Here is a 12,600-nt window from a genome sequence, read left to right on the forward strand (position 1 = left end):
GAGTCAACCGGAAGCCATCGATGAATACATTCACTGCCCGCGCCATCGTCGCGCGCGCTTTGCTCGCTGCAACCCTGCTCTATGCAACGGCCTGCACGCCATTGCAAGTGCTCACGCATTCGGTCAGCCAGAATGAGGCGCGCGTGCCGGTTGGGCGCTACGATCTCGATCATGATCATTGCAGCATCACGTTCGACGTCGAACACTTCAAGTATTCGCGCTTTACGATGCGCTTTGACCGCAAGAAAGGGCAGTTGGACTGGAACGACGGCGGGCTTGAGCGGAGTAGCGTGTCAGTTACGATCGACGCCGCGAGCATCGACACGAATGTGCCGCTGCTCGACAAAATGGTGAAAAGCCCGAGCCTGCTAGATGTGGAGCGCTATCCGGAGATCCGTTTCGTGAGTACGAGGTTTGAGCGCACCGGCGAATCTCGCGGCACGTTGACGGGCGAGTTGACCATTCACGACGTCACGCAACCCGTCACGCTCGACGTCACATTCAACGGTTTCGCACCCGACCCGCTAACGAAAAAAGACACGCTCGGCTTTTCCGCAGAAGGGCATATCAGCCGCGCGAAGTTTGGGCTCGCGACATGGTATCCAGCGGTCGGCGACGACATTCATGTGCGCATTCAGGCCGAATTTGGCAAAACGCCCGCAGGCGCTTGAGCGCGCTGCGGGCGTGTATGACGCGGCAAGCGGCGAGCCTCGTGTGTGCTACGCCGAAGTCCAGTCGAGAATGACTTTGCCGCTTTCGCCGGAAAGCATGGTCGCGAACGCTTGCTGATAGTCGTCGACCTTGAAATGGTGCGTGAGGATTGGCGACAGGTCGAGACCGCTCTGCAGCATCGCGACCATCTTGTACCAGGTCTCGAACATCTCACGTCCGTAAATGCCCTTGATTTCGAGGCCTTTGAAAATCACCTGGGTCCAGTCGATCGCCGTTTGCGCGGGCGGAATACCTAGCAGCGCAATCTTGCCGCCGTGGTTCATTGCTTCGAGCATGCCGGTGAACGCGCCCGGAACGCCGGACATTTCGAGGCCAACGTCGAAACCTTCGGCCATGTGCAGATCGGCCATCACGTCGCGCAACGATTCACGAGAGACATTCACTGCACGCGTCGCGCCCATCTTGCGTGCGAGTCCGAGCCGATAGTCGTTGATATCGGTAATCACGACGTTGCGCGCGCCGACATGCTTCGCAATCGCCACGGCCATGATGCCGATCGGCCCGGCGCCCGTGATCAGCACGTCTTCGCCGACCAGATTGAACGATAGCGCGGTGTGCGTGGCATTGCCGAACGGGTCGAAGATCGCCGCGAGGTCGTCGGAGATTTCGGGCGGTATCTTGAATGCGTTGAACGCCGGAATCACCAGATACTCCGCGAAAGCGCCCTCGCGATTCACGCCGACGCCCACCGTATTGCGGCACAGATGCCGGCGCCCGGCGCGACAGTTGCGGCAAAATCCGCAGGTAATATGGCCTTCGCCCGACACGCGGTCGCCAATCGAAAAGCCGCGCACTTCGGCGCCCATTTCGACGATCTCGCCGACGTACTCGTGACCGACATGCATCGGCACAGGAATGGTTTTTTGCGCCCAGTCGTCCCACTTCCAGATATGAATGTCGGTGCCGCAAATAGCGGTGCGCTTGATACGGATCATCACGTCGTTATGGCCGACTTCGGGCACTTTGACGTCAGTGAGCGTGAGACCGGGCGCGCGTTCGAGTTTTGCCAATGCTTTCATATGCGTCCCGTTTCAGATGACACCAAGGTCGCGGCCGACGCGCGCGAATGCATCCACCGCGCGGTCGATCTGTTCGGTTGTATGAGCGGCGCTCATTTGCGTACGGATGCGCGCGCGGCCCTTCGGTACGACCGGGAACGAAAAGCCGATCACGTAGACGCCTTCGTGCAGCAACGCATCGGCCATTTTCGAAGCGAGTTGCGCGTCGCCGAGCATCACGGGAATGATTGGATGTTCACCGGGCACGAGCGTGAACCCGAGCGCGCTCATCTTGTCGCGAAAGTGCGCGCCGTTCTTGCGCACGCGCTCGCGTAGTTGCGCACCTTCGTCGCTTGCCAGTAGTTCGAGCACTTTCAGCGATGCCGCCGCAATGCTCGGCGTCAGCGTGTTAGAGAACAGATAGGGGCGTGAGCGCTGCCGCAGCAAGTCCACGATTTCCTTGCGCGCGGCGACATAGCCGCCCGATGCGCCGCCGAGTGCCTTGCCGAGCGTGCCGGTAATGATGTCGACGCGCGACAGCACCCCGCAATGTTCCGGCGTGCCGCGCCCGTGTTCACCGACAAAACCGACGGCGTGCGAATCGTCGACCATCACGAGCGCGCCGTAACGATCGGCGAGATCGCAGATGCCGGCGAGGTCGGCGATGATGCCGTCCATTGAAAACACGCCGTCCGTTGCAATCAGCGTGTAGCGCGCGCCCGCGGCGGCCGCTTCTTGTAGCTTCGCTTCGAGATCGGCGAGATCGTTGTTCTTGTAGCGAAAGCGCTTAGCCTTCGAGAGCCGCACGCCGTCGATGATGCTCGCATGATTCAGCTCGTCGCTGATGATGGCGTCGTTCTCGTCGAGCAGCGTTTCGAACAGACCGCCGTTGGCGTCGAAACAGCTCGAGTAGAGAATGCAGTCGTCGGTTTGCAGAAATTCGGCGAGCGCGCTTTCGAGTTGCTTATGCACGGTCTGCGTGCCGCAAATGAAACGCACCGACGCCATGCCGAAGCCGTCGTTGTCCAGGCCTTGCTTCGCGGCCTCGATGAGCCGCGCGTCGTCGGCGAGGCCCAGATAGTTGTTCGCGCAAAAATTCAGCACGCCTGTGCCGTTGGCAAGACGAATGTCGGCCGATTGCGGGCTGGCGATCACGCGCTCGCTCTTGTAAAAACCGTCGGCGCGGATCTGCTCCAAAGTGCCGCGCAGATGGGCGAGATATTGTTCACGCATGAACCGGGCTCCTGAATGGGTGATAGGCGGGTGCGAGACGTCCACCGCTTTGGGCACGCGCGACACGGGCGGACCCGAGGCGACCTGTTATAGTCGCCTGTCAGTTTTATCGGATTTTTTCGTTTTTCCGAACTAAAATCCGGTATATCGAACAACTCTAAACGATGGATCTGGAAATGGCAAGCTCGGGTAATCGCCGTGCGGCGGCTGGCGCGGCGTCCACTCCCCATGCAATCGCGGCTCCCGCAATCGCGGCGCCGCCGCGCGTCGGCGAGCAGATTCAGCGTTTGCGCGCCGAACGGCGCATGACGCTCGACGATCTGTCGCGTGCGGCCGGCGTGTCGAAATCCATGCTTTCGGAGATTGAACGCGACAAGGCGAATCCGACGATCGCGGTGGCATGGCGGTTGACCAACGCGCTCGGAGTCAGTCTCGATTCGCTGTTCGCGCCGCAAAAGACGCCGGAAGCGATCGCCGTTGCCGGGCCACACGAAATCCCCACGCTGAGCGGGCACGATGCGAAGTATCAACTGCGGGTGTGGGGGCCGATCGAGTTGGCCGGCAAATTCGAGTGGTACGAGTTGACGCTTCAACCAGGCGGGGCGCTTGTGTCGAACGCGCACGAACCCGGCACGCGTGAACATCTGACAGTGCTGCAAGGATCGATTGAAATTGAGGCAGCCGGCACCACCAGGCGTCTCAAGGCTGCGGACACTGCTCGCTATGTTGCGGACGAGCCGCACGCGATCCGCAATGCGGGCAAGGGCGAGGCAAAAGCACTGCTGGTGGTGATCCACGGCTGATCCGCTGTCTCACCGTAGCAATTTTGTCAACCGGCGAGAGAGTCGCCGACGGAATCGGGGCGTGTCAGAGGTTGCGTCGAACACTGTATATTTGTACAGTACAGGGTATCGACTGGAGCCGATAATGAACGACCCGACGACCGAGCCAACCGACCGCGCTCTGGCCGCGCTGCGCTATCAAACCGCGGCGCGCGATCTCGAATATATCGTCCGCAATATCGCCGCGCGCTATATCGCGCAGCAAGTGCCGCTCACCTGGCGCCTGCTGCATGCGATCGAGGCCGAGGCGCTTGCGGACCTTGGATTTGCCAGCCGGCATGACGCACTCATGCTCGGTCTGTTCCAACGTCCGTCCGACCTTCCCTATCCGGAAACCGACGAGGGCGTGGACTTCGGCATGTCCACCGCGCTGCCCGCGGTGTTCGCGTTTGCCGTCTCCGCTTACGAGCAGGCGGCTCGCAGTGCCGCGAAATGCGCATCTCAACCTGCCGCACATAAGCGGGTACAAGCTTGGGGCGACTGACCGTCAGCGTCGACAGTCGAGTCTACAATGTGCGCAACTAACTGAACGATAGCGCATGTCGCCTCCTCATTTATCCGATCCGGTTCCGCGTCCGGATCCGTCCACTGATCTTTTCGATCAGCAACGCGAAGACTGGCGCCGCGATCCACAAATCGCGTTCGACGCCTGGCTTGCGAAGCAGCATTTCAGGCGTTCGTCAGCGCAGGTTTACCAGGCGCAGTGGGGACTTTTTCTCGAATGGTTGGCCACGCGTCAAAAGACGTTGATCACGGTCGACACACAGAGCATCGCCGACTTTGTCGCTGGCCTCGATATTCGTAAGCCGCAGCGCGTGCGCTATTTGCGCTTGATCGAGCGCGTGCTGGATCATGTGCGCGAAGTCGAAACATCATCGACCAATCCGGCTCGCTTCATCGCCCAGGATGGGGAAGCCGCGTGGCGCAATGCACGCGAGAACGAGCCGACCGGTTTTCTTCACCATGCCGAACGGGCCGCATTGATCGCGCATCTGTTTTCGCCGTTACAGGGCTTGTCCAAGGCACAGCGCTGGAAAGAACGGCGCGACCGCGCATTGATCGCCGTGTTTCTCGGCGGTGGGCTGAAAACCGGCGAGGCCGCCGCCTTAGCAGTTAGTTGCAAGACATCGGGCTCACCTTGGTTGACGATCGACCCGGCAAACCCGACGCTCATGCGGCGCACGCGGCTAGCGCCTTTCGCGTCGGCGATACTCGACGCATGGCTCGCTGAGCGGCGCCTCGCGGACCTTGCCGGCAATCTGATTTTTCCGGCGTCGCCTTCTGGCAGGCCGATGCACAAGGCCACGATGCTTCGTGCCGTCGATGCACTCGTCGACGCGGCAGGCATTGCCGCGTCGCGTACATCGCGCGCCAGTCCGCAAACCTTGCGCAATACGTTTGCTGCTGATCTGTTCGAAAGCGGAGTGGAGGCGGAACTCGTCGGACAATGGCTCGGATTTGTGCAGGCCGTGTCTGCGAATCGTCTCTATCGCGCCTGGCAAACATGGACGAAACAGCACGATTCACGCGCCATAGACGAACCGGATCCTGCCGCGCCGCTCTTGCCCGAACCTCGAATGGACGGGCGTTTCACGAGAACGCCGGGTGCGGCGAAGTCCTGAAACTTCTCACGTTTGGCGTCCCGAATTTCCTCACCTTTGCCGGAGGGCGGGCCCTGGCTTCACGCCGGTGCGGAAAGCGAGTCGCTGGACAAAAACCGGCTTACGGCCTCCAGCCGTGAATCGCCGAGTCCGGAAGAGTGCTCGCATTCCGGGCACTGCAGTTCGAACCGGTGATCGACCTGCGAGAGTTCGGGCTCACCTTCCTCGCACTTCGGGCAGCGCAGCGGCAAGCGCACATGGCCGTCCGCTGCGGTTCCAATGGTCCGCAATTCGTCGCTCGTGAGGCGGCCGCCTTCAACCAGCGCGCAAAGCAAACTGCCGATCCCCGGGTCGATACCCTGCTGGCCGCGCAGAGCCGCAAGTTCTTTTGTCAGCGTGTCGACCTCGTCCGACTGTTCGCGCAGTTGAGCATCGAGCCGGTCGCCTCGCGCCTTGGCTGCCGCAAGTTGTTGAATGAACTCGAATTCCTTTCGACTCGCGTCGCGCACGCCGGACTGATAGGTCGCGGCCATGCTGCGCAGCGAATCGAGTTCGACAAGCATCGGCTTCACTCGCCGCTCGGCTTCCGCCACTGCGTCTTTGATCTGCTGCGCGTAGTGTTCGGTGCTTTGGCGCAATTCCACGTGTAGCGCGTCGATGCGATCGCGCAGCGTCGCGTTTGTCGCCTGCTCCGTGTCGAGGCGTTGGCGGAGTGTTTCGTTTTCATGTTCCAGCCGACGCACCGTTGCCTGCAGGCCTTCATGGTGGGCGGTGCCGTGCGTAGTGATGGTGGACAGCTCGGCTTCCAGCGCGCGAACGCGTTCCCACGCGGCTTCCGCCCGTTGTTCACTGCGCTTGATTGCATCTTCGGAAGCGTCGCGGCGGATTTCCGCCTCGCGTGCGCGTTGTTCCGCCGAGGCGATTTGCGAGCGCGACTCCTCGCGCTCGGCGTCCAGTGTGGTGCGAGCGTGCGCGACGGCTTCCTCGAAGAGTGCGCCCAGCAACTCTCCGGCACGCTCTTCCAGAACTTTCGGGATGGCACCCGCGCCGACTTTGACGCGCGAGACATTGCGGATGCGTTCCCAGAAGTGGTCGATGTCTTTCGGTATGTCGCTCGCGCTGCCCGTCTGGGTGAGATCACGCACGGTTGCCATCGACGGCCTTATGCCCAGGTCGAAAAACAGTCGCTTGCAGGCATGTAGCGACAATTCCTGGCGGCGGCTGCCGCGAGATCGCATGGCGTCAAGCTCTTCGCGGATGGCTTGGCGTTCGTCGTCCACGTTCATATTGTGCTCACTGTTGCGCTGATTGGACGAATAATAACAATTTACGTAGTAAACGATACGATTTTCTAACGATGCATTCCCTTGCGCCTGTTGTGCGTGCAGCAGGGCGCAGTTTACAGATGCAGAGTCACGTGGGGGTGGATTTTTCGTGAAACAAAACTAAGAACAACGCATAACGTATTGTAAACAAAGGTGGTTTGCGATTGGCACTTTGATAGCGCACTGTTTCACGATACGCGAGCTACAAGCGTTCAGGGATTGGGGTTGTTCCAAGGGCTCTCCGGTTTAGGGCTAGAGAGTAATAAAAGTAAACACCTTTGAACCCAAGTTAAAAACGTTAACGCCAAAGCAAAGCCTTACCTGGCGGGGCTTTCCGCGCAGCAAGGTGAAGCTTTCCGGGAGAGTTGGTGAGGTTTTGCGGGAATCCGGAGTGATGAGGTTCGGGAAGCGCGGTGAGCAGGTCCGGGATGTATCGTGAGCGGGTTCAGGGGACCCCTTCGCAGAGGACGTCACGCCAAGGTGAGTTTTTGCGGGACCGGTTCGGCCGATCGCGCCCGCCAGGCCGAGACAGCAACTCCGGAAGCCGTAAGGACCAAGGTGAGCGCTTTCGGGAAGGTCGCTGCGCCCTGTTTTTGACCCTGTTCAAGCCGCAAAAAACCTCGAGGTGAGTGAAGACAGGAGAAAACGCCGACGAAAGGTGAGGCTTTACAGGGCCTTGGTGGCCATTTTGCCTTGATTTTAGGCATTTGGAGCCTTGAGGTGAGCTTTTGCGGGACGTGTCCACACTCCAGGCGGCATCTTTCGGGCGGCGACGGCGAATTGGAATTCATCGGCCGATGCAAAGGTGAGGAGATTCGGGAGGTGATCGCCAGTTCGCCCGGTGCTTCGGAAAAGTTGACCAGGACGACGGGAAAGGTGAGGCTTTTCGGGGAGCTTTTGGACGGGTTTGCGGCGCAAAGGTGAGGAAATTCGGGGGCGTCATGACGCTTATCGACCGGAAAAGTCCTCCCTACGGCCTTTGGCCACTAGTTTATCGGCGGCGTTTGGATGGTAACGGTGAGACTATTCGGGAGCGCCCCAGCCGTCATTGCAGGTCGAAGAGGAGAGCAATCTGGCCTTAAGGTGAGATTCTACGGGAGGGGCGACGATGGCTACGTTCGGCATTCCGGCGATTTTTGGTTGATCTAACGGGTTGAAAACAAAGGAGAAATTGTTCGGTTTTCGCAAAGGTGAGGCTTTTCGGGAGGTGTGCGAGCAGGATCCGCGGACGTGGCGCTGCGTTCCGAGGTGAGGTTTTTCGGGACTCTTTGGAAATGCTTTTGTCGCTTCGCCCAAAGGAAACCCGCGCCATTTGGAGCATTGAACGGATCCAATGGTGAGCTTTTGCAGGGGCCGGCGAAACGGTTGCTGTTGACGCCGAAGTGTCCGCCGCGCCGCAGGGCGGGCTCCTGTCGAAGACGTCACAACGCGCAAGGCCGCGCGCATCTAGTCGCTCTGCGCGCCGACGGGACCACCGCCCTCGCGACCTGCACGAGCATCACCGTAAAAAGATGGAAATTTTTGAGGTGAGAAGGTTCGGGATATTGCGCTCCCCTTTGAGCCGACGTGACAAACCCCGTGTTTTTTCGCAGCCCGCGACACGAAAGGATTGCCGGAACCTGGTGCCAAACGGCGAAGGTGAGGATTTTCGGGAGTCGCCGGAGGTGAGTTGCGTCGCGTAAACTCGCTTCACCCGCAATGGTGAGATCCGCGCTATAGACGTGTATCACCGCAGTCGGTATGCTCTCGCCAAATCCCTCCTTGACCATACGCATGGCCACGAAGCGCGCCAAGAAAACCGATGTAGTCAGCCCCAGCTCCGCGGAATTGCGCAAGGCCGTCGAGGCGATCGCGATTCAGCCGAAGAGCGGCAAGATCACGCTGCTGACACGCAAGTTGTTCAATGTGCTGCTCGCGGTCGCACAGCAAGCCGACGAATCGGGTGACACCTATCGCGCGTTGCTGTCGGACATCGTCGCCAACTCTGCGTTTGACTCCAACGACACTGCTCTCGTGAAGGAGCACCTGCGCCGGATGGTTTCGGTTCAGGTCGAATGGAGCACTGGTACGTCCAGCCAGAAGCCCGGCCGGAAGTGGGGCATCTCGACGCTGATCGCCGACGCGGAAATTCTCGAAGATCCGACTACTCGCCGGGTCTGGGTGGAATTTTCGTTCGCGCCGAAAATCAAGAAGAAGCTGCTCGATCCCGTGCAGTATGCGCGTCTTAGCCTGCAGTTCCAGAGTCAGTTGCGCAGTAGCGCGGGACTCGCGCTGTACGAAATCTGCGTGCGCTATCTGACCAATCCAAGCCATCTGACGATGCGCGAGTCGTGGGAGTGGTGGCGCCCTATCCTCTCCGGCACGCCGGACACGGAAGCGGGCGACGAAGCAAAGCGCGAATACAAATACTTCAAACGCGATTATTTACGGCCCGCAATCGCTGAGGTGAACGCAGTCACGAATATCTTCGTCGAGCTGATCGAGCACCGCGAAGGCCGGCGTGTAGCCGAAATCCAGTTCCGCGTGACCGAGCGCAAGCAGCCTATGCTGGCTCTCGACGAGCATCCGAACGTGTTCGACAGCACGCTGGTGGATCGGATGGTCAAGATAGGTATTCCGCTGAAAGAGGCGCAAACGCTGTACGCGGACAGCGAGGAAAACCGCATCCGTGCGGCTTTGCAGATGACCGAGCAACGCATGCGTAGCACGTCGTTGCCGCCGGTACGCAGTGCGCCGGCGCTGTTCAAGGATGCACTGAAGAAAGGGTACGCGCCGCCCGTTGAGACGGTCGCGTCTGCTGGTAGCGCTAAGGCTGCCGTCGCGGCGCCTGCGGACGATCTCAAGGCGCGCCTGTTGGGCGAGTATTCCGCGTATCGTCGCAGGGAAGCACGCGAGCTCTACGACGAACAGGGCGAGTCTGAACGAGATATTGCTCGGCAGTCGTTCGAGGAAGAAGAGTTGCCGGGGCTGGGCGCCCACATGCGCGACGACTGGCGCCGCCGAGGACTCGACTCGAAGATCGTCGAAACGGCGTTCTTCGATTGGCTGGCTCGCAAGACGTGGGGCGAGCCGACCGACGGCGATCTGCTCGCTTTCACACTAAGTCAGTCCCGCGCGGCCTGATAGCCGGCGCACTGTCAGCAAGGTTGGAAGCAGCGGCGCATCTGCCCGCGACCGCTGCCCCACCCCTCGTTTCAGCGGCTGTTACTTCAACATCTTTTCGATCTGGCGAAGAATGTCGTCGCGCTTTTCACGCGTGAGGCCCTTGAGGCGCAATTCGATGCGGTCCTCTCCGTACGTCTTCAGATCGCCGACCGACACTCCGTCGAGCTTGACTTCCAGCCGCTGCGCATAGCGCTGGCGACCTGCCGGTTTGGTGCTTTCCTGCGCAGTCGCCCTGCCCTTGACGATGTCGGCAACCTGCCGCGTGCTTAGGTCATCAGAGAGGATCTTGTTGATGAGACGCAGCGTTGCGTCGGCACCGCGAGCCGCGTGATAGCGGCCGACCTGATACGCCATGTTGGAGCCGAAACGGTCGGGCCGCGCGACCATCTCATGCATGACGGCTTCGGGCAGCTTTGCAATCGACAACGCTACCGCAACCGTCGACTCGTCCAGACCAAGGTGTTCGGCCAGTTCTTTCTGGCTCTGGAAATGGCGGTCGTCCAGAAAGCGTTTCCAGACCACAGCATTGTCGAATACTGTCTGCGAATCTCGCTGGACGTTGAGGTCGTAGCCGAGCTTGTAGCTCTGGATTCCGATTGGCAGATCGATAACGATCGCCTTCACTGATTCCTTGTTTGCTTCCTTTAGCGCCCGCACACGTCTGCCGCCGTCGCTGACAAAGTAGGTGCCAGGATTGTCATAGTCAGGAATGACGTGGATCGCCTGCTGTTGCCCTTGCTTCGCCAGATTGACGGCGAGTTCGGCAATCGATGACTTCACATAGAAGTGCCGCGGATTGAAGGGGCTTGGCTTGATGGTCTTCAGCGCAAGCTCGATGACCTGGCCGGGGCGATATCCGTGTTCAACTCTCCATGCTCGATAGGCGGCGGACTCGTTTTCGATGTCAGCAGTATCGAGATCGGAATTGGTTTGCGAGACTACGGCCGAAAGCGGTCGTACGGTGCCGTCGGGGGCTTTCGAGGCGTTGTTCTTGACCAGACCGTCAATGGCGTTCAGTCGATCTAGCGCCGTTCGCTTCTCGCTGCTGGTCGTATCAGGACGCGCTTGAAAGCCTTTGGCAAATTGGGAGGGTTTCATTCAGGGTCCTTTATGCGCATAAATTCACGGGAGCAAGGCGGCGATCTCATTCGCGCACGCCCGTACTTCGATGGCGGCGAGCTTGGCGCCGCGATCGCTCATCTGTAGCACTGTTTGACCCAATGCCATTGCCTGCTTATAGGCTTCGCGTGTGGGAATCTGGGTCTTGAGGAGGGGAAATCCGAGTTCCTCTAACGCACGCTTGAGCTCGCGCGTCAGCATCCGCTTTTCTTCGGTCTTGTTGAGCAGAAAGACTGCGCGCAGGTCTTCGTTCATCACTTGCGCTTGCTGAACCAGTTTGACTAAGCCGATGCTCGACCAATAATCGGCAGGCGACGAAGACGTCGGTATGACGGCCACACTCGCCGCGAGCAGTACGACGCCCGAGACTTTTTCCGTAATGGAAGGCGGACAGTCCACGACGATGATGTCGTAGTCGCCAACAAACTTCTTGATCTCGCGGTGAATCTGGCTGCCGGCTTCGGAAAGATTGACGACGGGGAACGGGATGCCGGTGTCACCGTCCGACGATGCGCTGGCCCAATGAATCAGTGTGTTCTGACCGTCTGCGTCCACGACCAGGACGCGTTTTCCTTTTTCATGGAAAGCCGCCCCGAGATGCATCGCGATTGTGCTCTTCCCGACTCCACCTTTTTGCTGAGTTACCGCGATGATTTCAGCTGCCAATGTTCACCTCCTCTTTTTAAGCGCAGATGGATTTTACCTGGAAGAATTCGTATTTCAATCGTTTCTTTTGAATTGAGATGGGAATAGCCGTTCAGCCAGGTTTATGCGCATAAAGATGGATTGCGATGCATGCGGAGAGCGAGGGTCAAGGCGTCGGTGTTCGGGAATGCTCTGCGTTTGCCCTGCTGGTCGGTCTTGGCGGAACTTCCAGTGCGATCATGCAGCGCTACCTGGCACGTTGACGGGCACTTCCTATAACGACTCGATCGTGCATCGGCTTTGCTCGGCTCGTCGCACATGCTTATAGGTTGGCACGGCGCGGTGTCGGGAACGTCTACCGAAGCGCGCTTGGTCGCAATCGGCGGTCGCTCGGTTTATGCGCATAAACTCGCGTGGCCTCTATGAAGTCCGCATGGTGTTGCTCGCTGCTTCATAGTGGCGAGTGACTGCGGGTCCTGTCGGATGACGGGAAGCCACGCACTGCCGGCCAGATCCGGGGGGCACGGTTGCCAGACGGGACGGGCGGCGCGTGAGTAGGGGCCAAGAAGTCGCGAGTCGTGAATCACATTCTCGAACCGCGGGTGCAATGACATCGGGGCGAAGCTTGGCAGCTTTATGCGCATAAAGCTGCTTTCCCCTGCACCGTAGTAGACAGACGAGACGGGGTTAGATCGGTCTGCGACTCAAGTAGAGCGGTCCGGACTCGTCATCGAGGACGGTTAACGAAGCTGCCATGTCATCCACTTTGTGCTCAAGCGAGGATCTGTCCGCATCAAAGGCTTTCGCACTATCACCGGCCGCTTGGCAGGGCGGATTCAACCGGTCGATGCAACACACTGAAGACTGCGCAAGCAGCAGGAGTGTTGCACATGAAGCAGAGACGCCGGATTTATTACAGTGAGACGCAGAAAGCGCTGAT

At 59.6% G+C, this 12,600-nt stretch carries 10 protein-coding genes and 2 pseudogenes; 5 read left to right on the top strand and 7 right to left on the bottom strand.

What is annotated here, in order from left to right; translation table 11 throughout:
* Positions 1-20: 20 nt before the first annotated feature.
* Complete coding sequence (locus JMY24_RS32155; protein WP_201703566.1) at positions 21-671, top strand: YceI family protein; 651 nt, start codon at positions 21-23, stop codon at positions 669-671.
* A gap of 48 nt (positions 672-719) precedes the next feature.
* Here JMY24_RS32155 and tdh read toward each other — a convergent pair whose 3' ends face one another.
* Both tdh and JMY24_RS32165 read right to left on the bottom strand, forming a co-directional pair.
* Positions 720-1,751, bottom strand: coding sequence for an L-threonine 3-dehydrogenase (gene tdh / locus JMY24_RS32160; RefSeq protein WP_201703568.1), 1,032 nt, complete (start codon positions 1,749-1,751; stop codon positions 720-722).
* Between the two features lie 12 nt (positions 1,752-1,763).
* Positions 1,764-2,963 carry a glycine C-acetyltransferase gene (locus JMY24_RS32165; RefSeq protein ID WP_128598068.1) on the bottom strand — a complete coding sequence of 400 codons (1,200 nt, stop codon included), beginning with the start codon at positions 2,961-2,963 and terminating at the stop codon, positions 1,764-1,766.
* A gap of 164 nt (positions 2,964-3,127) precedes the next feature.
* Here JMY24_RS32165 and JMY24_RS32170 point away from each other — a divergent pair, with 164 nt between their 5' ends.
* From JMY24_RS32170 to JMY24_RS32180, 3 genes are all read left to right on the top strand, one after another.
* Positions 3,128-3,766 carry a helix-turn-helix domain-containing protein gene (locus JMY24_RS32170; RefSeq protein ID WP_128598069.1) on the top strand — a complete coding sequence of 213 codons (639 nt, stop codon included), beginning with the start codon at positions 3,128-3,130 and terminating at the stop codon, positions 3,764-3,766.
* Positions 3,767-3,890: 124 nt separating this feature from the next.
* Positions 3,891-4,289, top strand: a complete 399-nt coding sequence (locus JMY24_RS32175; protein WP_128598070.1) for a DUF2471 family protein — start codon at positions 3,891-3,893, stop codon at positions 4,287-4,289.
* A gap of 55 nt (positions 4,290-4,344) precedes the next feature.
* Complete coding sequence (locus tag JMY24_RS32180; RefSeq protein WP_128598071.1) at positions 4,345-5,427, top strand: tyrosine-type recombinase/integrase; 1,083 nt, start codon at positions 4,345-4,347, stop codon at positions 5,425-5,427.
* A 59-nt stretch (positions 5,428-5,486) separates the two neighbouring features.
* Here JMY24_RS32180 and JMY24_RS32185 read toward each other — a convergent pair whose 3' ends face one another.
* Positions 5,487-6,692, bottom strand: a complete 1,206-nt coding sequence (locus tag JMY24_RS32185; protein ID WP_128598072.1) for a DNA-binding protein — start codon at positions 6,690-6,692, stop codon at positions 5,487-5,489.
* 1,812 nt (positions 6,693-8,504) lie between these two features.
* Here JMY24_RS32185 and JMY24_RS32190 point away from each other — a divergent pair.
* Entirely contained in the window at positions 8,505-9,854 is a 1,350-nt protein-coding gene (locus tag JMY24_RS32190; protein ID WP_027779032.1) for a replication initiation protein, read from the top strand.
* An 81-nt stretch (positions 9,855-9,935) separates the two neighbouring features.
* Here the strand turns inward: JMY24_RS32190 and JMY24_RS32195 are convergent.
* From JMY24_RS32195 to JMY24_RS38655, 4 genes and pseudogenes are all read right to left on the bottom strand, one after another.
* A pseudogene (locus JMY24_RS32195) lies at positions 9,936-10,811 on the bottom strand (ParB/RepB/Spo0J family partition protein); the annotation flags it as partial.
* 65 nt (positions 10,812-10,876) lie between these two features.
* Positions 10,877-10,994, bottom strand: a pseudogene (locus JMY24_RS39690) (ParB/RepB/Spo0J family partition protein); the annotation flags it as partial.
* A gap of 24 nt (positions 10,995-11,018) precedes the next feature.
* On the bottom strand, positions 11,019-11,681 hold the full coding sequence (gene parA / locus JMY24_RS32200; protein WP_027779030.1) for a ParA family partition ATPase: 663 nt from the start codon (positions 11,679-11,681) through the stop codon (positions 11,019-11,021).
* A 666-nt stretch (positions 11,682-12,347) separates the two neighbouring features.
* The coding region (locus JMY24_RS38655; RefSeq protein ID WP_236597608.1) for a hypothetical protein at positions 12,348-12,600 on the bottom strand (253 nt) is incomplete at its 5' end.

The organism is Paraburkholderia kirstenboschensis (assembly GCF_904848585.1).
GTDB classification, from domain to species: Bacteria; Pseudomonadota; Gammaproteobacteria; order Burkholderiales; family Burkholderiaceae; genus Paraburkholderia; species Paraburkholderia kirstenboschensis.

Excerpts from the sequence above, each read along its gene's own strand:
- JMY24_RS32180 (WP_128598071.1), top strand. The coding sequence starts at position 4,345 with ATGTCGCCTCCTCATTTATCCGATCCGGTTCCGCGTCCGGATCCGTCC.
- JMY24_RS32185 (WP_128598072.1), bottom strand. The coding sequence starts at position 6,692 with ATGAACGTGGACGACGAACGCCAAGCCATCCGCGAAGAGCTTGACGCC.
- JMY24_RS32175 (WP_128598070.1), top strand. The coding sequence starts at position 3,891 with ATGAACGACCCGACGACCGAGCCAACCGACCGCGCTCTGGCCGCGCTG.
- JMY24_RS32190 (WP_027779032.1), top strand. The coding sequence starts at position 8,505 with ATGGCCACGAAGCGCGCCAAGAAAACCGATGTAGTCAGCCCCAGCTCC.
- tdh (WP_201703568.1), bottom strand. The coding sequence starts at position 1,751 with ATGAAAGCATTGGCAAAACTCGAACGCGCGCCCGGTCTCACGCTCACT.
- JMY24_RS32165 (WP_128598068.1), bottom strand. The coding sequence starts at position 2,963 with ATGCGTGAACAATATCTCGCCCATCTGCGCGGCACTTTGGAGCAGATC.
- JMY24_RS32155 (WP_201703566.1), top strand. The coding sequence starts at position 21 with ATGAATACATTCACTGCCCGCGCCATCGTCGCGCGCGCTTTGCTCGCT.
- JMY24_RS32170 (WP_128598069.1), top strand. The coding sequence starts at position 3,128 with ATGGATCTGGAAATGGCAAGCTCGGGTAATCGCCGTGCGGCGGCTGGC.